General features: G+C 68.2%; 15 protein-coding genes. 9 read left to right on the top strand and 6 right to left on the bottom strand.

What is annotated here, in order from left to right:
* Positions 1-59: 59 nt before the first annotated feature.
* The 3 genes from CMO28_RS24585 to CMO28_RS24575 form a co-directional block, all read right to left on the bottom strand.
* Positions 60-2,321 carry a patatin-like protein gene (locus tag CMO28_RS24585; RefSeq protein ID WP_296718435.1) on the bottom strand — a complete coding sequence of 754 codons (2,262 nt, stop codon included), beginning with the start codon at positions 2,319-2,321 and terminating at the stop codon, positions 60-62.
* A 79-nt stretch (positions 2,322-2,400) separates the two neighbouring features.
* The gene (locus CMO28_RS24580; protein ID WP_296718433.1) at positions 2,401-4,017 is read right to left on the bottom strand and encodes a cisplatin damage response ATP-dependent DNA ligase; all 1,617 of its coding nucleotides are present in this window, start codon (positions 4,015-4,017) and stop codon (positions 2,401-2,403) included.
* A 4-nt stretch (positions 4,018-4,021) separates the two neighbouring features.
* Positions 4,022-5,125, bottom strand: a complete 1,104-nt coding sequence (locus tag CMO28_RS24575) for a ligase-associated DNA damage response exonuclease (protein WP_296718431.1) — start codon at positions 5,123-5,125, stop codon at positions 4,022-4,024.
* A gap of 158 nt (positions 5,126-5,283) precedes the next feature.
* On the opposite strand from CMO28_RS24575, the gene CMO28_RS24570 reads away from it, so the two are divergent.
* On the top strand, positions 5,284-7,758 hold the full coding sequence (locus CMO28_RS24570) for a ligase-associated DNA damage response DEXH box helicase (protein WP_296718429.1): 2,475 nt from the start codon (positions 5,284-5,286) through the stop codon (positions 7,756-7,758).
* A gap of 6 nt (positions 7,759-7,764) precedes the next feature.
* Positions 7,765-8,598, top strand: coding sequence for a ligase-associated DNA damage response endonuclease PdeM (gene pdeM / locus CMO28_RS24565; protein WP_296718428.1), 834 nt, complete (start codon positions 7,765-7,767; stop codon positions 8,596-8,598).
* Here the strand turns inward: pdeM and CMO28_RS24560 are convergent.
* Together CMO28_RS24560 and CMO28_RS24555 are read right to left on the bottom strand one after the other, a co-directional pair.
* Positions 8,573-8,839, bottom strand: a complete 267-nt coding sequence (locus CMO28_RS24560; RefSeq protein ID WP_296718425.1) for a hypothetical protein — start codon at positions 8,837-8,839, stop codon at positions 8,573-8,575. The two genes, pdeM and CMO28_RS24560, sit on opposite strands and share 26 nt — an antisense overlap.
* A gap of 266 nt (positions 8,840-9,105) precedes the next feature.
* Positions 9,106-9,612, bottom strand: coding sequence for a hypothetical protein (locus tag CMO28_RS24555; RefSeq protein WP_296718423.1), 507 nt, complete (start codon positions 9,610-9,612; stop codon positions 9,106-9,108).
* 446 nt (positions 9,613-10,058) lie between these two features.
* Here CMO28_RS24555 and CMO28_RS24550 point away from each other — a divergent pair, with 446 nt between their 5' ends.
* The 6 genes from CMO28_RS24550 (at position 10,059) to CMO28_RS24525 (ending at position 15,634) form a co-directional block, all read left to right on the top strand.
* The gene (locus CMO28_RS24550) at positions 10,059-10,661 is read left to right on the top strand and encodes a hypothetical protein (RefSeq protein ID WP_296718421.1); all 603 of its coding nucleotides are present in this window, start codon (positions 10,059-10,061) and stop codon (positions 10,659-10,661) included.
* Positions 10,645-11,493 (top strand): response regulator transcription factor, encoded by an 849-nt coding sequence (locus tag CMO28_RS24545; protein ID WP_062763819.1) that lies wholly within the window; start codon positions 10,645-10,647, stop codon positions 11,491-11,493. The genes CMO28_RS24550 and CMO28_RS24545 overlap by 17 nt, the downstream gene beginning before the upstream one ends.
* 14 nt (positions 11,494-11,507) lie before the next feature.
* Entirely contained in the window at positions 11,508-13,010 is a 1,503-nt protein-coding gene (locus tag CMO28_RS24540; RefSeq protein WP_062763818.1) for a sensor histidine kinase, read from the top strand.
* A 120-nt stretch (positions 13,011-13,130) separates the two neighbouring features.
* Positions 13,131-13,550, top strand: coding sequence for a hypothetical protein (locus CMO28_RS24535; RefSeq protein WP_296718418.1), 420 nt, complete (start codon positions 13,131-13,133; stop codon positions 13,548-13,550).
* Positions 13,551-13,721: 171 nt separating this feature from the next.
* A complete protein-coding gene (locus CMO28_RS24530) occupies positions 13,722-14,567 on the top strand; it encodes a glucosaminidase domain-containing protein (RefSeq protein ID WP_296718415.1) in 846 nt (281 codons plus the stop codon).
* Between the two features lie 20 nt (positions 14,568-14,587).
* Positions 14,588-15,634 (top strand): NUDIX hydrolase, encoded by a 1,047-nt coding sequence (locus CMO28_RS24525; RefSeq protein WP_296718412.1) that lies wholly within the window; start codon positions 14,588-14,590, stop codon positions 15,632-15,634.
* Positions 15,635-15,676: 42 nt separating this feature from the next.
* Here CMO28_RS24525 and CMO28_RS24520 read toward each other — a convergent pair whose 3' ends face one another.
* On the bottom strand, positions 15,677-17,812 hold the full coding sequence (locus tag CMO28_RS24520; protein WP_296718408.1) for an autotransporter outer membrane beta-barrel domain-containing protein: 2,136 nt from the start codon (positions 17,810-17,812) through the stop codon (positions 15,677-15,679).
* Between the two features lie 375 nt (positions 17,813-18,187).
* Between CMO28_RS24520 and CMO28_RS24515 the strand changes: the two genes are divergently transcribed.
* Positions 18,188-20,833 (top strand): ABC transporter transmembrane domain-containing protein, encoded by a 2,646-nt coding sequence (locus CMO28_RS24515; protein ID WP_296718406.1) that lies wholly within the window; start codon positions 18,188-18,190, stop codon positions 20,831-20,833.
* Positions 20,834-20,842 lie beyond the last annotated feature (9 nt).

The following is a 20,842-nucleotide window of genomic DNA, read 5'->3' as shown; positions in this document are numbered from 1 at the left end:
TCCCTGACCATTTCAGGGGTGATACGGGGATCAGGGCATTTCGGATCGGTCGGCCGTGATCAGGCGAGGAGACCAAGCCTTCGAAGCAGCCGTGTCGCGGGATCGCCGGGTCCGCCGGTCTTGTCCACAATCGTGATCAGATCGTCTGCGATGGCGTTGAACAATCGGGTGCGGTAGGCCGCTTTCACCGTGTGGGCGGCATCGCCTTCCAGTCCCGCGGCATCGAGGATCATGTCGAGCAGCCGCTCGGCGCCGTTCAGCCGGCCGAGCAGGATGTCGTGAACGCGGGCATCGCGGGAGAGAAAGCCGGCGAAGGCCCCGAATTCATCGCCCAGGGCCTGGCCGATCACGTCGCGGGTCGAGCGGCAGTCGATGGGTGAAATCCGGACGATTCTCGCCTCCTGCGGTTCCTCGATCCGGTGGCGGATCATTTCGGGCGCGGTGACGAGGTCGACCAGATCGAACAGGCTGTCGGCCGCCTGAAGGGCGGTGGCAACCGGGCCCGGCGGGATGTCGGCGACGGCGACATTAAGCGCACCGGCCAGACGATCTGCGGCAGAGGTTGCGGCTGCAAGAGCCCGATCCAGCGCCGTCTGACCTGCCGCGTTCAGAACCGCGAAGGCGGCGCGGCCGGGCCCCGTGGCACGATCGGTCATCATGGCGTCGAGAGCGGTGGGATCGAAGGCGATGCCGGTGCCCGTCATGTCGATGGTGGGGCGGATCTCCGCAAGGTCGGTGAGCACCGATTTGAAGGCGTCGACCGTCGCCCGGTCCGACGCCGACGCATAGAGCCGGTTGGCCTGTCTGACCAGAAAGCGCCGGCGGCGATCCTGGCGGGGGAAGGCCGCGGCAGCCGGGGCGCGCGGGTTCTCTGCCATGTAGAGCCGGGCGAGCCGGCGGATCAGATGGGCCTGGCGCGAGGGGTAGGGCAGGTCCAGGGCGCCGTTGATCAGGCCCGCCAGCAGGGCGGCGGCGGACTGGCTGCAGGCCCTGTCATAGGGCAGGACGCAGGCCGGCGCGAAGCTGTGGGCGGGAGCGTCGGGAGAGGCCGCGCGGAAGGCCTGCGCCGCCTGAAGGGTCTCGGCCTCCAGCAGCTTGAGTTCCTGCGCGACCCGGTTGCGCTCCGCCACCGCCTCCAGATCGTCGAGGATCGGTTCATAGCGGAAATGATAATAGAGCCGGCCGATCAGGGCGCCGCCGGCGAAGCGGGCCTCGTCGGGGATCGGCACCTCCTGCTCGGGCGTCGGTTCGACATAGGCGATCAGGCGGATCACCTGACGGCGGGCGGGCTTGTCGCCGATCGCGTCGATGACCGGGCCGAAAGGCTTGTTGTCATGCAGCCCGCCATCGGCCATCTGGGCGCGGCTGCCCCAGTCATCGCCCGTCATACGATCGTCGCCGGCCAGAATGTGTTCGCCCAGATGGCGGTTGTGGAAGTCTGCGAGTCCGTCATGGGCCGACAGTTCTTCGGCGACGTCGCGGCTGCGCAGGGGTGCGAAGGCGATCGGAAAGCTGGCGGTCGACCGGCACGCATAGGTCAGTGCGAATATGTCGTCGAAATCACCCGTGAGGCCGCCGCGGGTCTCGAACCGCATCACATGCGGGAAGCGCCGTTCCTGCTGACGGCCGTCATGCAGCCCGGCGTCGATCGGCAGGAAGCGCGGCCAGCCATGCAGGTCGCTGCGGGTGAGAAAGAGATCCAGCCGCTGGCCGTCGGGCAGGAGATGGGCGGTGCTGCGGCCGATCCCGTTCAGGGCCTCGCCGATCAGCCGGATGAATTTGCGGCCGTCGAGCGGCGTTCTGGTGCCGTCGCCGCCCTTCAGAAAGGCGGCGAGGTGATCGATCAGCCAGCCATGAGAGATCTGAGGCGGCAGGTTGCCGATGAAACGGTTCAGGATCAGCCGGCCGAGAGTGCGATACAGCCAGCCGGCACCTTCCTCGGGATCGTCCTTCAGATTGGCGATGTCCGCCTTGTCGATCCAGAACCCGTTCATATGACGCACGCCGCCGCCGGTCGCGATCGCCCGTCCCAGCACCGCGCCGTTGAGGCCGCCGGCGGAGGAGCCGGCAATGGTGTCGACGACGACGCGGAGGTCGACCGTCTCCTTCGCCAACTCGTCCAGCAGGTCGCGATAGATGGCGCTGGTCGGGGCCGGGTTCGGGGCCTTTACCGGGGATGGGGTGCTGCTCGAACGATCCCGCGAGGCGCGGAGCAGGGCGTGCAGCTCTTCGGTGATGCCGGCCATGTAGATCGCGAGCGACACCCCGCCATAGAGCACGATGCCGAGCCGCAGTTCCCGGCAGGGGACGGTATCGGTCATGGCCGGACTCCCCAGGATGCAGGCTTCAGATGGTCATGTTAGGGAATAAAAAGGGAACAGACAACGACATCTGCACGCATCAGGTGACGGGGGCCGCAGGGGAACCGGCCACCAGGCCCGCCGCGGTTTCCAGCCGGTCGGCTTCGGCTGCGGGCTTGTCCCAGCGGATGCGGGCGATGCGCGGGAAGCGCAGGGCGAGGCCGGATTTGTGCCGGGGGCTGGGCTGGACGGAATCGAAAGCCACCTCCAGCACCAGCCCGGGGGCGACGGCGCGGACCGGGCCGAAGCGCTCGGTGGTGTTGCGCCGGATCCAGCGGTCCAGCTCGACCAGCTCCTGATCGGTAAAGCCGGAATAGGCCTTGCCGACCGGCACCAGCGTTTCGTCGTCGCGCCAGACGCCGAACGTGTAGTCGCTGAAATAGGACGAGCGGCGGCCATGGCCGCGCTGCGCATACATCAGCACGACATCCAGGGTCAGGGGCGCACGCTTCCACTTGAACCACGGCCCCTTGGGGCGACCGGCGAGATAGGGGGTGTCGCGGCGCTTCAGCATCACCCCTTCGATCGTGGCGGCGGGCGGATCGGCGCGCAGCCGGTCCAGCTCCGCCCAGCTTGAGAAGGCGACCAGGGGCGAGAGGTCGAAACGGGGCGAGGGATGGGCGGCGACCAGGGCTTCGAGGGCGCCGCGCCGTTCGGCGAAGGGGTGCGGGCGCAGGTCCACGCCACCTTTGGCGAGCAGGTCGTAGAGCCTGAGATGGGCGGGGAGGGATTTCAGCAGGCCTGGGCCGACCGTGCGGCGGTTGATGCGTTTCTGAAGCTCGGCAAAGGGTGCGGGCTGGCCGTCAGGCCCCATCACCACCAGCTCGCCATCAACCGCCGCTTCGCCGAAAGGCCAGGCGTCGAGCAGATCGGGAAAGCTGCGGCCGATCTCGTCGCCCGATCGGGCATAGAGCCGGATCTCGCCACCGGCCGCCACCATCTGGGCGCGGATCCCGTCCCACTTCCATTCGGCACTGAAATCTGCCGGGTCGAGCGGCGCCAGATCGGCCAGTTCGGCAGGCGTCGCCAGCATGAAGGGGCGGAAATGCGGCAGGCCGCGAGGGTCGGGCCGGGGCCCCGTGCCGGTCGCCCAGGCGAAGAGCGCGTCGTAGGGCGGTTCCAGCCCGTGCCAGACCTCTTCCACCGCTTCAGGGTCGAGCTTCGCCCAGGCGGCGAAGGCCGCTTTGGCGAGACCGGCGGAAACCCCCACCCGCAGCCCGCCGGTGGCGAGTTTGAGCAGTGCCCAGCGCCCGGTGGTGTCGAGCCCGTCGAGCCAGCCGGCAAGCGACCGCATGGCCGCGGCGGCCGAGGGGGCGGCGGCGAGGGTTTCTGCGACCTCCGACAGCCGCACACCCGGGTCGTTGCGGCCGGGGCCCGTTGCCGCGGGTTCGGGCCACATCAGCGCCGCGGTTTCGGCCAGATCGCCGACATAGTCATATGACAGCGCGAACAGCACCGGATCGGTGCGGCTGCCGATCAGCTCGCGGATCGCCGAGGGGCGGGCGGCGCGCAGGTCGAGCGTGCCGGCGAGCGCCGCCAGGGCCCAGCCGCGATCGGGATCGGGGGTGTGGGCAAAATAGTCGCCGATCAGGCGCAGCTTGGTGGTGCGCGAGGGCGTGAGGATCAGGCGGTCGAGCAGATCGGCGAAGCGGCGCATCGGCTCAACCCTCCGTGCTGGCGGGTTGGGGGCCGGTGTGATCGGCCGGGCTGTCGTCGTCTTCGTCGCCATATCCCGCAAGGCGCAGCGGCCGGGCGTGGAGCCCCATTCCGGCCGCGGCATGGGCAAGGGCGTCTTCCCGGCCATGGGTGATCCAGGTCTCTTCGGGACGAAGATCGCTCAGCGTCTGCAGCAATTCGTCCCAGTCGGCATGGTCGGAGATGACCAGCGGCAGTTCCGCACCGCGCTGCTTCGCCCGCTGGCGCACCCCCATCCAGCCCGAGGCGACCGCGACCAGCGGATCGGGGAGCCGCCGGGCCCAACGATCGGCCACGGCGCCGGGCGGTGCCAGAACCAGTTCCCCGGCCAGATCGGCGCGCGCGCGCCCCGCCACCGGCAGCAGCGGGCCGAGCGGCACGCCCAGGTTTTCATAAAGGGTCGACAGCGGTGCCAGCGCGCCATGGATGTAGATCGGCCGGTCATAGCCGGCATCGCGGATCATCCGGATCACCCGCTGGCATTTGCCGAGGGCGTAGACCCCCACCAGATGCGCCCGGTCGGGGAAGACCTCCTGCCCGTGAAGCAGTTTTGCGATTTCGCCCGCGGCCGGTGGATGGCGGAAGACCGGCAGGGCGAAGGTCGCCTCGGTGATGAACAGATCGCAGGGCACGGGCTCGAAAGCCGGGCAGGTGGGATCGGCGCGGCGCTTGTAATCGCCCGAGACCACCGCCGTCCGGCCCCGATGGGTGACGACGATCTGGGCCGACCCCAGGACATGGCCGGCAGGTGCCAGCATCACCGAGACATCCCCCACGGTCAGCCGTTCGCCATAGCCGAGCGGCTGACCGCGCACCTGATCCGGGCCGAAGCGTGCCGCCATGATCGCCAGCGTTTCGGGCGTGGCCAGCACCGCCCCATGGCCGGGGCGGGCATGATCGGCATGGCCGTGGGTGACGATCGCGCGCGGCTTCGCACGGGTCGGGTCGATCCAGAAATCGCCGGGCGGGCAGTAGAGACCTTCCGGGCAGGGGACCAGCCAGTCGATGTCGGCACCCCGCGGGGCGGGTGAGGCGGGATCGGCAGGCGGCAGGCGGATATCGTCCGACATGGGGGATCCCGGCTGGGGGGAGGAGATCGGGACGGAGATCGATGTACCCGGTTTGTGCTCCTGCCAAGATTGGGTGGCGGAGCGCCTGAGTCCCCCCCCCCCCCCGCGGCATCATGCCGGGCTCGCCTTCGGAGCCGTCTGCACCATACTATCCGGCCATGAGCGTGCATGAACCCCGTCTGCCGGTGCTGGTGCCGGATGCCGACCTGCCGCCGCCCGCGCCGCTGCCTGCGGCGGTGGCGGGCTGGTTTGCCGCGCGCGGCTGGACGCCGCACCCCCATCAGCTGCGCATGCTGGCCGCCGCGGATGCCGGGCTGCCGGTGCTGCTGATCGCGCCCACGGGGGCAGGCAAGACGCTGGGCGGCTTCCTGCCCGGCCTTGCCCGTGCGGCTGCGGGGGACGTCGCCGGGCGGCTCGATACCATCTACATCTCGCCGCTGAAGGCGCTGGCGGCCGATATCGCCCGCAATCTGGAACGGCCGATCGCCGAAATGGGCCTGGGGCTGCAGGTCGGGGTGCGCACTGGCGACACCGATCAGCGCACCCGCGAACGCCAGCGCCGCAGCCCGCCCGAACTGCTGCTGACCACACCGGAATCGCTGGCGCTGATGCTGTCCTATGCCGATGCGCCCAGGATCTTCGGGCGGCTGGTGACGGTGATCGTGGATGAGGTCCATGCCATTGCCGGTACCAAGCGCGGCGATCTGCTGGCGCTGGGGCTCGCCCGGTTGAAGTCGCTGTCGCCGGGGCTGCGGGTGGTGGGGCTGTCGGCGACGGTGGCGGATGAAGAGGCGGTGCGGCGCTGGGTCGATCCGCGGGCGGTGATCGTGCGCGGGCGCGAGGCGGCGCAGGCAGAGGTGTCGCTGCTGATCCCCGAAGGCGAGCGGGTGCCCTGGGCGGGGCATCTGGCCCGCCATGCCATGGCCGGGGTCTATCAGGCGATCCGCGACCACGGCACCACGCTGGTTTTCGTGAACACCCGCGCCCAGGCCGAACTGGTCTTTCAGGAACTCTGGCATCTGAACGAGGACGGGCTGGCGATCGCGCTGCACCATGGCAGCCTGGCGGCGGAGCAGCGGCGCAAGGTCGAGGCGGCCATGGCCGAAGGCCGGCTGCGGGCGGTGGTGGCGACCTCCTCGCTGGATCTGGGCATCGACTGGGCGGCGGTGGATCTGGTGATGCAGATCGGCGCGCCCAAGGGCGTGTCGCGGCTGGTGCAGCGCATCGGCCGGGCCAATCACCGGCTGGACCTGGCATCGAAGGCCATTCTGGTGCCGGCCAACCGGTTCGAGGTGCTGGAATGCCGGGCGGCGCTGGAAGCGGTCGCCGAGGGAGAGCTGGATGGCGAGCCGCCGCGGCCGGGTGCGCTCGACGTTCTGGCCCAGCATGTTCTGGGCACCGCCTGCATGGCGCCTTTCGATGCCGATGCGCTTTATGCCGAGGTGACCGGCAGCGCGCCCTATGCCGCACTCGATCGCCCGAGTTTCGATGCGGTGGTCGATTTCGTCGCAACCGGCGGCTATGCGCTCAGGGCCTATGACCGCTTCCGGCGGATCGAGCAGGACGAGGCCGGGCGCTGGCGGGTGGCGGGGCCGGTGGCGGCCCGGCAGTACCGGATGAATGTCGGCACCATCATCGAGATGCCGATGCTGAACGTGCGGCTGACCAGACCCGGCGGCCGCGGCATGGGTGGCCGGATGCTGGGGCGGATCGAGGAATGGTTCGTCCAGGGGCTGGTGCCGGGCGACAGCTTCGTCTTCGCCGGCGAATTGCTGGTTTACGAGGCGCTGCGCGAGACCGATGTGCTGGTCAGCCGCGGCCGCGGCGGCGACCCCAGGATCCCGTCCTATGGCGGTGGCCGCTTCCCGATCTCGGCCTCGCTTGCCCGCCGGGTGCGGGGGATGCTGGCCGATCCGGCCCATCGCGACCTGCTGCCGCCCGCGGTCGCCGAATGGCTGGCGATGCAGGAGCAGCGGTCGGAGCTGCCGGGCGCCGACGGTCTGCTGGTCGAGACCTTCCCCCGCGGCGGCCGCTGGTTCCTGATCGCCTATGGCTTTGCCGGACGCAACGCCCATCAGACGCTGGGCATGCTGCTGACCCGCCGGATGGAGCGGATGGGCTTCCGGCCGATGGGCTTCGTCGCCAACGACTATGCCATCGCGATCTGGAGCCTGGATGCGCCGGAACGGATCGATGCCCTGTTCGGCCAGGACATGATGGGCGAGGATCTGGAAGCCTGGATGGCGGAATCGAGCATGCTGCGCCGGACCTTCCGCAATGTCGCGGTGATTGCGGGGCTGATCGAGCAGCGCCATCCGGGGCGCGAGAAGACCGGTCGGCAGGTGACGTTCAGCTCCGATCTGATCTATGACGTGCTGCGCCGCCATCAGCCCGATCATGTGCTGCTGAAGGCGACCTGGGCCGATGCGGCGGGCGGGCTGACCGATCTCGGCCGGTTGAACGACATGCTGGTCGCGGTGCAGGGCCGCATCCTGCACCGGCCCCTGGCCAGGGTCTCGCCGCTGGCGGTGCCGCTGCTGCTGGAGGTGGGGCGCGAAAGCGTGCCCGGCCAGGCCGATGACGACCTGCTGGGCGAAGCCGCCGCCCTGATCGAAGACGCCACCCGTGGATGACCGCCCGTGACCCTGCCCCCCGTAACCCTGATCTCCGCCCCCCGCGCCACTGCCCAGCCGATCGATCTCGGCGGCGAGTCCTTTCTGGCCGATCCGTCGGGCGCGCTGATCTGGCCGCGGCGGGACACGATGCTGGTGGCGGATCTGCATTTCGAGAAGGGATCGGCCTTCGCCCGCAAGGGGCAGCTGCTGCCGCCCTATGACAGCCTTGAGACCCTGATCCGGCTGGAAGATCTGGTGGCGACCTACGGGCCCCGGCGGATCCTCTGCCTGGGCGACAGCTTCCATGACCGGGACGGGCCGGCCCGTCTGGATCCCCTGGATCGGCAGCGCCTGGCGCGGCTGGTGGCCGCCCATGACTGGATCTGGATCACCGGCAATCACGACCACGGGGCGGCGGCGAGCCTGGGCGGAACGGTGATGGACGAGCTGCTGGAGTCCGGGGTGGCGCTGCGTCATGAAGCGGCAGCTGCGGCCGCAGCGGATGAGCGGCTGGAGATCAGCGGCCATTTTCACCCGAAGGCGATCCTGCGCGTCCGTGGCCGGCGGCTGTCGCGGCGCTGCTTTGCCGGCGGACGCGCCCCCTGTGGCCGCGACCGGCTGGTCCTGCCGGCCTTCGGGGCCTATGCGGGCGGGTTGAATGCGCTGGACCCGGCCGTGGCACGGCTGTTTGCTGGCGGGTTCGACGTCTGGGCGACGGGGGACCGGGCGGTGCATCGCCTGCCGTCATCGCGGCTGGATCCGGACCAGCCGCATGTCGGCGGCCACCGGCCGTCATCGGGCCGGGCGGTGCAGGGTGCTGCCGTGCCGGGGATCACCAGCGACGCGGGCGAAGCCTGACGCGCAGAAAGGCCCAGATCAGCGGGGCGGGGAAGGCGCGGGCACGATGGGCGGCGGCCCCCGGGCCGTTGCGCAGGGCGACCCCGGCCGAGAGCGTCCAGCGCCCGCGTGTCGTGCTCCAGCTGATCGAGACCAGTGCCCGCGACGGGCCGCCACCCTCTACGGGCGCCGGCACCAGACGCAGTCGGGCGGCCCTGCGGCCGGGCAGCACCTGGCGGATCGTGGCGGGCGGCAGCGCCATGGGGCAGAAATTCCCTGTCACGCAGGTGTGGCTCTCAGCCGACGACGAAAAGCCCGGGTGGAAACCGCGGCACCGGGAAGGTGATGCGGCTTCCACCCGAAAGTTTTGGATCGGTCAGCACTGGCTTGGTCCGTGGAGTGCGGGGGCCGCATCCGTCCGCGCTTCCGGCATGGCCCCCGCCACCGGAACGGGCTTCACCCCGGACGGATGTCTTCGTCGTTCCCGGGGGCACGGGAAAATTTGCGGCCCCCTGGGAACCAATCTGGTCAGTTGGCGGTTCGGGGCTGGTCCTCACCCTCACCGTCGAAGAGGTCGCCAATGGCGGAGAGAAGTCGTTCCCCCAACCCCGGCTCGGCCGCTGCAGCCGGTTCGGTGGCCGCCGGCCGCGGCGTTGCCGACGCCGGCACATCCGTCGCCGCAGAGGTTGCCGTCTGGACGGGCGCAGCTTCATGGACGGGCGTTCCGGCAGCCGCCGCGGCGGAACCGGCCGGCGTGCCGTCGGCGGCTGAGGGCGTGGCCGGATCCGGATGGTCCAGGTCGTGCCGCGCGCGCAACTCCCCCACCAGGCGCATCAGGGCGGGATCGTGCTGCGCCATGGAGTCATCGGTCACGATATCCGCCTTGCGCGGCGGCTCCAGCGCCGCCGCGGCTGCGGGACTGATCAAAGTCGACGGCGTGCCCGATGTGGCGTTCTGCCAGGACGGCGATGCAACGAAGGCGAGAAGAGCGGCAGCGGATACGGCCGGCAACACTGTGTAGCGAAGAGTCGCCATGTGAAGTCTCCTGAGCGGAACCCGGATGCGGATCCGGTTCCGGCCGCGACGACCTTGGGTGCGGTCGCGGCTTGACCGACACTATGTGAAATCTCGTGTGGCGCCGCACGCGGCAAACTTGTGGCAAACAGGCGCTGTTTTACGTCACGGACCGCTGCTGTGACATGTTGTATCGTGGTGCCGAGTATTCGGACGACGGGCTTCAATATATGCGCATGGCGCATTTTGGGACGGATGCCCCGATTGCATTGCATGCGCTGCAAAGCAAATGCGCCGGAGCCCGCAACCTTGACTGTTCCATCGTCGGGCACTTCGGCTAGAATACAGGCCACGTCGGCGCTGCAAGTTGCAGCGTCGCGCGCGACCGACGACCAGGACGATAAAAAAGAGAACCAGAAAATTGGAGCCGGTCGGGCGAGACCAGGTTCCTGGATCGAGAGGCTGAGGTGACGGCATCCTCCGTCGAGCGCCGGACACGGCGCCGCGCAGCAGTCGCGGCAGTGTTTGCGGCCGCTCTTACGTTGTCCGCATGTGCGGCGCCAAGACCCGCGCCGGTCGCGTCAACGGCCATGACGGCGCAGCCGGGTCCCGCGCACGATCCGCGGCTGGCGGCGGCCGCGGGCACGTATAACGGCGCCCTGCTGACCCCGCAGGAAAAGCCGGCCCCGCCGCCCCCGAAGCCGGACAGCACGCCATCGGCCCAGGCGCAGCCGGTCTCCGGCAGCCGGGACGATGCCGGCGAAAGCCAGCAGGCCCTGCTGACCCCGGTCGTCCCCGATGTCGGGCCCGACGATCTGCGGGGCCTGTCGCCGGAACGCGTGCGCGCCCTGCTGGGCGGGCCGGTTTCGGTGACCGAGGAACCCCCCGCGACCGTATGGCAGTACCGCACCGGATCTTGTGCAGCGGATCTGTTTTTCTATCTGGATATCACGTCACAGGAGTTGCGGGTGGTGACGCTCGCGATTCGTGGCGCAGAGGATACCGAGAAGGCGCGCAAGGCCTGTCTCGCCGACATCAGAGCAAGGAACCGGAATGGCGGACGAAGCTGAACACGGCATGGCCGGGACGACCGGCGTGGATGATCTGCACGTCGCGATCGTCGACGATGACGACCTGTTCCGGGAATCCATCGCCCAGAACCTGGTCGATGCGGGCTTCGCCGTGGCCGATTTCCCAAGCGGCCCCGGCTTCCTGTCGTATCTTGCCGAGGGCGAGGCGCCGGGACTGATCCTGCTCGACTGGAAGATGCCCGAGATGAACGGCATCGAGGTGCTGCGCCGCCTGCGCTCGGACGGGTGCGAAATTCCGGTGATCTTTCTGACCGTGCTGTCGGATCAGATCTACGAAGAGGCAGCGCTGACCAGCGGTGCGGTGGATTTCGTCGAAAAGTCGCGCAGCTTCTCGATTCTGCGGCGGCGCATCGAACTGATCCTGGGCGGACAGAAGCGGCGGTCCGAAGCCGCAGCCCAGGGCCAGGCCGGCGAAGCCGCCGGCGCCCCCGCCGATGCGGCCGCCGCGTCGGATGTGCTGCGCAATGGCGAGATCGAGCTTAAGGTCGAAACCCACCGGGCCTATTGGCGTGGCCAGGAAGTGCCACTCACCGTGACGGAGTTCCGCATGGTGCTGCATATGGTGGAACGCGCCGGATTGGACGTGCGCTATCGCGACCTCTACGACCTTGTCCACGGCGCCGGTTTCATGGCCGGCGACGGGTCCGAGGGCTATCGCTCCAACGTCCGGACCTTCATCAAGCGCATCCGGCAGAAGTTCCGCGATCTGGACCCTGATTTCGGCCAGATCGAGAACTATCCGGGCTTCGGCTATCGCTGGCTGGATGCAGAGCAGCCGCGGTCGACCGACGCCGCTGCGACGGAAGACTGAGGGGCGGCGGCGGGATGACGCTGCTGCGTGCGCTGAGACGAACGGTCGACAGTTTCGCCGTCAAGCTCGGCATTCTTCTGGTCGTGTTCTTCAGCGTCCCGATGATCCTCTACGACCAGTTCGAAGAGGCGGATCGTCAGCAGCGGACCCTGCTTCTCGACAGTGTCCAGCGCCAGGGCAATCTTGTTGCCCAGGCGCTGGTCCCCCTGCTGTCGGAATTCGATGCGGCCGCCGTGCCCCGCGTGCGCCAGACCATCGAGCGCATGGCGCAGCCCGACGTCTCGATCAAGCTGATGCTGCGCCCGTCGAACGAGGCGAACCGCAATTCGTTTTTCTACATCGCCTCGGTCCCCGCCGTGCCGGTGGATTATCTGCAGGAAGAACGCGCCGAGCTGATCGAGACCGGGGTTCTGGACCGGCTGGCGGATACCTGCGGCGGCGGCCGGCCGCTGGCGGTGGAATACACCAACCCCAAGGGGCAGGTGGAGGTGCTGACCTCTCTGACCCCGATCGATGCCGCCATGGGCTGCTGGGTGGTGATCACGGCCCATGCGACGGACGGGATCGTGGGGCAGAGCCTGGCCCGGCCCTATTGGCAGATGCCGGAAGTCCGCTTCGCCGGTGCGGTCTATCTGACCCTGGCGCTGGTCGTGCTGTGGCTGTTCACCAGTGTCTGGCGCAATATCCGCGGCTTTGCCGGCGTCGCCCGCCGGATCCGCAAGGATCCGGGCACCCAGCGCTCCTTCTCGGAAATGAACCGGGTGCCGGAGCTGAACGACGTGGCCCGGTCTTTCGACGACATGGTGCGCGATCTGCGCGGGACCGCGGAGACCATGCGCCGCACGGCCGAAGAGAACGCCCACGCCTTCAAGACCCCGATCGCCGTCATCTCCCAGAGCATCGAGCCGCTGAAGCGCTCAGTTCCCGCCGATGATCTGCGCGGTCGCCGCTCGCTCGACCTGATCGAGCGGTCGGTGCAGCGGCTCGACGTGCTGGTCAATGCCGCGCGCCGGATCGAGGAGACCGTGGCCGACCTGCTCAACCCGCCGCGCACGCCGCTCAACCTCTCTGCCCTGCTGGAAGACATCGTCGACGAGTATCAGGAGAATGCCCGCACCACCGGCGACCGCCGGGTGGTCGGCCGGATCGATCGCAACATCCCGGTCAGGGTGGGGGCCGACATGATCGAGACGGTCATGCAGAACCTGCTCGACAACGCGCTCAGCTTCACGAAACCCGGCACCGAAGTCGTCGTGACGGCGACCGTCACCGAGGGCCGTGTGCGGGTGCTGGTCGATGATCAGGGCCCGGGCGTGCCGCCGGGCGATCTGGAGCGGATCTTCGAACGCTATGTCTCGATCCGCGACGACAGCCAGCGCATGCCGGGTGCCGGCAATTTCGGCATCGGGTTGTGGATCGTCCGTCGCAATATCGAGGCGGCCGGCGGATTGATCCGGGCGGAGAATCGCAAGGAAGGCGGTCTCCGCATGGCGGTGGAGCTGCCATTGGCCCGATGATCCGCCTTCTTCAGGTGATCGGTTGGGGACGTTTTCGCTCGACCTTCGGGCCGTCATGCTGCAGCTTGATGACACTCCCCCTTGTTCGGGGGGGCGCGACAACTGAGACTGGTATAAGTGATGTACCGTTCCCCCCGATGGTCGATTACCTTTTCTCTCGTCATCTCTGTCACGCTGCCGATGGCGCTGGATGTCCGCCCGGCCCGGGCCGACGACGCCCACACCGGCATGTGCGCCGCCTCGGCCGTGGTCGAACCCGCCGCGACGGGCATCTTCGGTGACAACCTGGACAGTCATCTCTCCGAACAGGATCGGCGCTGCCTGACCGTGGTTCTGAACGAGGCGGCGCCGGCGCAGACGGCAAGATGGACCCTGGCCGACGGCACGCTGATGCTGGTGACGCCGGGCCGGGAGCGCGGCACAAGGGGGGGGCGCTTCTGTCGCGACCTGCGCGCCACCGTCCTGGAGGGGACGAAGACCGACACCGACTATGTCACCGCCTGTCGGGTTGGGACCGGCCCCTGGGGGCCGGTGAGCTGAACCGCACAACGTGGCCTGCCCCCCGGCCCCGGGGGGAGGCTGCCGGATGACGGCGCTTTCCTCTGGACCCGGTTGGTCGGCTCGGCTATCCATCTGGACATGACGGGATATCGCCACAGCCCTCCAATCGCGACCGGATGCCGTGCTCGCCTGCTGGCCTGCGCGCTCGGCATGGCCGTGTCGGCGGGGCTGACCGGTGGCCAGGCTGCGGCTGCGTCTGATCTGATCCGCCATCTGCCCCCACGCACACCCCTGGTGACCATGCCGTGGGCGGTGGAAGAGGGCGGGCTGGATGTCGCGGTGCTGAGCACGCCCCGGCCGGTCGTGACGCCGCTTCCGACCGCCCGGTCCCGGACGAGCGCGCTTCCGCCGATCCGGCTGCCGGGCGACATCGACGCCGCCATGGGCGATGAGCGCAAATCCCGTTTCCTGGGCGCGGTGCTGCCGGCAATCGTTGCGGTCAACAATGCCGTGCTGGGCGAACGGGCCCGGCTTCAGGCCATTCTGCGCGATGTGCGGGCGGGCATCACCCCCAGCCCGCGCGATCAGGCCTGGATCGCCCAGATCGCCCGCTTCTATCGCGGCAAGGCCACCGATCTGGACGACCTGCTGGCCCGCGTCGACGCCATTCCCACCTCGCTGGCGCTGGGGCAGGCGGCCCTTGAATCCGGCTGGGGCACGTCCCGGTCGGCGCGGGAAGGCAATGCGCTGTTCGGCGTGATGACCTGGGACGATGCGCTGTTCGTGGTGAAGCCCTACGAGACGATCGTCGAATCGGTCATCGATTATGTCCGCACCCTGAACAGCCATCCCGCCTATGCCGAGTTCCGGGCCGAGCGTCAGATGATGCGTCGCATGGGTGAACAGCTGGATGGCGGCCTGCTGCTGCGCCACCTGACCCGGTACTCCGAACTGGGCGGGGACTATATCGAACGGGTCACCGTGGTCATCCGGCAGAACGGCTTTGCCGATTATGATCGCATGGATCTGCTGGCCCCCTGGGTTCCGCACGGCTGACCGGCGCGAGGCATCCCCCCATGACGGGTTCCGACCTTCCGCCGCCGGTCGAACATCACGTCCAGTCCACCGTGCGTGGCCCGGGCGAGGGCGGTGTGGTGGTCGGGCTTGCCGCCGCCATCGTGGCGGTCACCGATGATGACCCGCGCATTCTGGTGGTGCATGGCGATGAAGGCGACGCCCTGCCGGCCGGCCCGTTCCGGCCCGAGGCGCACCGGACGCTGGAAAGCGGTCTGCGCGCCTGGGTGACGGCGCAGACCCGGTTGCCGCTCGGTTATGTGGAACAGCTTTATACCTTTGCCGATCGCGGCCGTGACCCGCGGGAATGGCAGGGGGGGCCGCGGATCGTGTCGATCGGCTATCTGGCCCTCGTCCGCGAGGCGGTGCCGCCGGCCGATACCGAGGCGGGCTGGCGGTCCTGGTACGATCTGTTTCCGTGGGAGGATCGCCGGGCCGGCATACCGTCCGTGGTGCGGGATGTCATCCGGCCCAAGCTGGAAGCCTGGGTCGCCGCGGCGGCCTCGGCCGAGCGGGTGCGGCGGCGGGCCCGGGTCGACCTGGCCTTCGGTGCCGGCGCCGGCGAGGCGGCCGACTGGCATGACGAAATGGTGCTGGAGCGCTATGAGCTGCTCTACGAGGCGGGCCTGGTGGCCGAAGCGGTGCGGGACCGCAGCTTCGGCGTCGCCGCAGCCCCCGGCGGGGGCAGTGACGGCGGCGTGCCGGCCAAGGGGTGGAGCATGGGGCGGGCGATGGCCTTCGACCATCGCCGCATCCTGGCGACCGCCATCGGTCGCATCCGCGGCAAGCTTGCCTACCGCCCGCTGGTCTTCGAGCTGATGCCCCCCGCCTTCACCCTGACCGGGCTGCAGACGGCGGTGGAAGCCCTGGCCGGGCGCGGGCTGCACAAGCAGAACTTCCGGCGGCTTGTGCTGCAGGCGGGGCTGGTGGAACCGACCGGCCGGATGACCAACGAGACCGGCGGCCGCCCGGCCGAACTGCATGCCTTCCGCGAGGATGTGATGCGCGAGCGCGGCGGGGCCGGGCTGCGCCTGCCCGGCCGCCGCTGAGGCCCGCCGTCGCGACGCCCCCACGCCCGCAATGCCGCGATCTCAGAAGCCGATGCGCAGACGCAGCCGACCGGTATGTTCGGTCCGGTACTTGTCGCCGGCGAGCGTTGCATAGTCGGCGGTCAGCGCGACGTCGTTGCCGATCAGCGCGGTGACGCCGAATTCCAGCCGGGCGTAGTCGGGATCGACCTTGTCGATGGGCGCCGTGCCGCTCGACAGGGTGACGGCGTCGGCGCCGTCCTCGTATTCATGTTCCCAGGCCATGCGGCCCGAGAAGATCAGCGCGCCCCAATCCATCGACCGCATCACCGAGGCATGCATGCCAAGCTGCGAGGTGACCGACTTTGCGTTCTGATCTTCGAAGGTGACGCCGCCGGTGCCCCGTTCGGTGAAGCCGTCGATATCGGCCTTCAGATACTGGCCCTGGACGAAAGGCCCGAACACCCAGCGGGTGGGGGAAAAGCGGCTGATGCGGGGTCGGAAGTCATAGCCGACCCGCAGCGTGCCGCCCCATTCCCTTCCGTCCGGCGTGGCGGTGACGTCGCCGGTGCCGGTGTCGCGGCGATAGTCGTAATCCAGCCAGCTATGGGCGAGGGTCAGATCGGCATAGGCCGATTTCGCGAAGGTGGCCGAGCCGTAGAGCATGGCGGTATAGCCGCGGGTGTCGATGCGGGTGCGGGTGCTGTCGATCTCGCCATCATAATCGCCATAGCCGAAACCGGCACCGAACAGCAGGCTGTCGAAACCGCCCTCGTCGCGCAACACCTCGTAATCGACCCCGCCGACCAGGTTGATGGCATCGTAATCGACCGTGACACCGCTGGCCCGGGTGCCGTCGATCTCACCCACGGAGTATGAGGCGGTGACATAGGCGCGCAGACCTTCGACACCGCCCATATCGCGCGCCTGGGCCGTGTTGCCGGCGGGCGCTGCGGCGGCATTCTGGGCCAGCTGGGCCAGCTGGATGCCGCCATCCTCTTCAGCCGAGACCAGCTGGGCGAGCGGGGCGGCGAGGGCGGTGATCATGCCCGAGCGCCCACCCCAGAACACTTCGGTGCCTTCACCGCCATGCGAAAGGCCGGTCAGACGCTGCGAGACCAGGCGCATATGTTCGCGCGCCATAGCGAAGGCCATCTGCCGGAAGGCGTTGGCATAGGGGATGGTCAACCCGCCGCCGCCACCGCCACCGCCGATCGGCGTGCCGCCGACGCCCGCGAAGGCGAAGATGAAGGTGTTGGGCGTGCCGGCATCGGCGTCGCTTCGGGGGCCGTCCGAGGGCTTGCCGAGCGAATAGATCTCGGCACCGACGGCTTTGAGCGCCGCCAGCGCCTGTGCCTCGTTGCCGGCCGCCCCGTAATAGATGGTGAAGGTCACCTCTTCGCCGACCGGCAGTTTGCCGAAATCGAAGTCGAACACGGCGCCATGGTCGGACGGGCCGCCATTGGTGAAGTTGCCGTTGGCGACCGTGCCTGTCGCCGGGATCGCGCCCTGCGGCGTGTTGGGATTGCCGTCGGCGAAGCCGTTATTGCTGACGGCGATCAGCTTGGTTGCCGGCCAGCCCTGAATGGTGACGACCTCGGAGAACTGGGTGGGCGGAATATCCCAGTCCATGGCACGGCGATAGATCAGCTTCGCAACCTCGCCAGCCGCCGAGGCCGAGATGTTCTTCACCGTGACGTCGACCTGATACAGGTTCTCCACGCCGTCGATGGGCTTGAAATCATGGGTGACCTGCAGCACCCGGCCATCGGCGCCCGGCTCGACCACATTCACCACCGATCGGGCGGCGCTGCCCGTGGATGTCGCATGGGTGCCGGTGCCGCTGACGGTCAGGTCGATACTGGCAGGGTCGATATTGGCGGTGCCGAAACTTTCGCCCGCCTTGCCGAACAGGGTGGTGCCGATATCGGCGATGCCCCAGCCTTCGCAGGCGCAGCCGGGCCCCAGCGCTTCGCCGAAGCTGCCGCCGGTATTCTTCTCGGGAAGATAGGTCAGGCCGATCGGCGTAGGCGCGGAGCGCGGCACGACCAGGTTGCCTTCGGGATTGATGCCGAGCTGGACCGTCCCGTTGTCGATGATCGCCTGGGCGAAGGCCCCGGTGGATGCCACGGTGGACGAAAGTGCAACCGCCAGCGCGGCGACCGAGGCCGTGCCCCGGAACCGGAGAGAAATCTGCATGGCCTCTAGCCCCTGATCGTATCGCGTCGTGATGCACCGGCCCCGGCGATGCCGGGCCGTGTTTACGGACTATGGTTAACCCGTCCTTGACGCGACGATGGCATTGCGGTCTCGGCCCCCACAACCATCGGAACGGGGGGCGCCCGAACAGGGGGCCTTGAACAGGGGGACCGGATTTGGGGGACTGGAATTGGGGGGAGGGGGCTGAACGGACGACATATCCGGGCACTGCCCCCGGCCGTCTTCCGACCGTCGGACTTGCGGCCGGCCTGCGCTGCGCTTAGGCTGATCGGCGGCCGGAGGGGCGGCTGCCGGGATGGGGCGATTCCGGCCTTCGTGGGGGCGGACAAGAAGAACAAGAAGGGGTGCGTATCGATGGAACATTCGCTGTTCCGCTATATCGTTCGCCATAGTCTGCGACATCAGATCATCCTTCTGATCCTCACCGTCGCATCCTTCCCCTTCCTCTATATCTTTCTGGACCTGCCCAAGGTCATCCTGAACAAGGCGATCCAGGGCAGCGATTTCCCGAAGACCTATTTCGGGTTTGAATTCGATCAGCTGGAATATCTGTTTGCACTCTGCGCCATCTTCCTGCTGTTGGTCATCGTCAACCAGGCCTTCAAATACGTCATCAACGTCTACAAGGGCCTCTTGGGCGAGCGCATGCTCCGGCGGCTGCGCTATGACCTGTTTATGCGGGTGCTGCGCTTCCCGCTGCCGCATTTCCGCCGGACCAGCGCCGGTGAGACCATTCCGATGATCACCAGCGAGGTGGAGCCGCTTGGCGGCTACATCGCCGAGGCGATCGCAACCCCCGCCTATCAGGGCGGCACGCTGCTGACCATTCTGGCCTTTCTGTTCGTGCAGGACCCGTTGATGGGGCTGGCCGCGATCTCGCTCTATCCGATCCAGATCTATCTGATCCCGAAGCTGCAGCGCAAGGTCAACAACCTGGGCAAGACCCGGGTGCGGCTGATGCGCAAGGTCTCTGACCGGATCGGCGAGACGATCACCGGTATTCAGGAAATCCGATCGAACGATACAGCGGCCTATGAGCTGGCGGATTTCGCGAACCGCATGAACGGCGTGTTCTGGGTTCGCTACGAAATCTATATCCGTAAGTTCTTTATCAAGTTTCTGAACAATTTCATTTCGCAGCTCGGCCCGTTCTTTTTCTTCACTATCGGCGGCTATCTGGTGATCAAGGGGCAGCTGTCGATCGGTGCGCTGGTGGCGGTGATCAGCGCCTATAAGGAGCTGTATTCGCCGTGGAAGGAACTGCTCGCCTATTATCAGATGAAGGAAGACGCGCGGATCAAGTATGAGCAGGTCGTGGCCCAGTTCGAGCCCGCCGGCATGATCGATCCCGACCGTCTTCTGTCGGATCCGCCCAAGATCGAGCCCTTCACGGGGGAGATCGTCCTCTCGGGCGTCAGCCTGGCCGACGAGGGCGAAATCCAGCTGCTGGAAGGGGTGAGCCTGCATCTGCCGCTCGATGCCCATACCGCCGTGGTCGGCGGCGCCGGCAGCGGCAAGCACGAACTGGCCTTGATCCTGGCGCGTCTGGCCGACCCGCAATCGGGACGGGTGACGATCGGCGGCCAGGATCTGGCCGGCCTGCCCGATGCGGTGGTCGGGCGGCGCATCGCCTTCGTCGGCGCCTCGACCGTGTTCTTCAACGGCGCCCTGGCCGACAACCTGCTCTACGGTCTGAAGCATCGCCCGGTCATCGCGCGCGAGCTGGACGGAGAGGCGAAGCGGCTGTGGGAGCGGGACCTGAACGAGGCCCGGCGCTCGGGCAATTGCGAATGGGATATCAACGCCGACTGGATCGATTACGACGCGGTCGGCGGCGAGGGGATCGAGGCGGTCGAACGCCGGATGATCGAAGCCCTGAAGATCGTGCGGCTGGACGACGACGTCTTTGCACTGGGCCTGCGCGGCCGGATCGATCCGGAGGCGGAGCCCGAACGCGCGGCCCGGGTGCTGGAAGGCCGCGAGAAATTCCACAGCGCCCTCGGCGCGGAAGGATTGGGCAAGCTGGTCGAACCCTTCGAGGTGGAGCGCTGGAACGACAACGCCAGTGTCGCCGAAAACCTGCTGTTCGGCGCCCCGCGCGGCGATGGTGAAGAGCTGGAGGCGCTGGTCGAGCATCCCTTCGTCGAAGAGGTGCTGACCGATGGTTCGCTGGATGCAGATCTGGTCGAGGCCGGCCGGCGTATCGCTGCCACGATGATCGAACTCTTCGCCGACCTGCCGCCCGACCATGAGTTCTTCGAGCAGTACAGCTTCATCTCGTCGGAAGATCTGCCGGGGTATCAGACGCTGCTGAACCGTATCGAGCGCGAGGGGGTGGGCGCACTCGACGCCCAGGAACGTCGCCGCCTGGTCGGTCTGGCCCTGCAGCTGATCCCCGCCCGTCACCGGCTGGACGTGCTCGACGATCGGGTGCGGGAGCGGATCCTGATCGCGCGCAAGCGCCTGATGGAACACGGACCCGGCGACCTCAAGGCACGGATCGAGTTCTTCGACCGGACGCGCTATCATGCCCGCAGTTCCATCCAGGACAACATCCTGTTCGGACGCATCGTCCACGGCCAGGCCCAGGCGCGCGGCAAAGTGGGGCAGAAGCTCGCCCAGGTGATCGACGAGGCGGAGCTGCGCGACGTGGTGATGGCCGCGGGGCTGGCCTTCCAGGTGGGCTCCGGCGGTTCCAGGCTGTCGAATGCACAGCGCCAGAAGGCGGCGATCGCGCGGGCGCTGCTCAAGCGGCCGGATCTGCTGGTCCTGTCGGAAGCGACCTCCGCCGTCGACACGCTGGAGCAGGTGGATCTGGTGGAGCGCCTGCGCGAGGCGATGGCCGGGCATTGCATCGTGTGGTCGCTGCAACGCCCGGCGCTGGCGCGGAGTTTCGACCGTGTGGTCGTGATGCAGGGCGGGCGGGTTGCACAAACCGGCACGCCGGACGAGATCGATCAGGAAGGCAGCGCCTTCCGCCGCCTGACGTCCGAGGGCTGACGGTGCGCG

This window comes from Tistrella sp., from assembly GCF_002684955.1.
Lineage (GTDB): Bacteria > Pseudomonadota > Alphaproteobacteria > Tistrellales > Tistrellaceae > Tistrella > Tistrella mobilis.
This window is presented reverse-complemented; position numbering and strand designations above follow the sequence as displayed.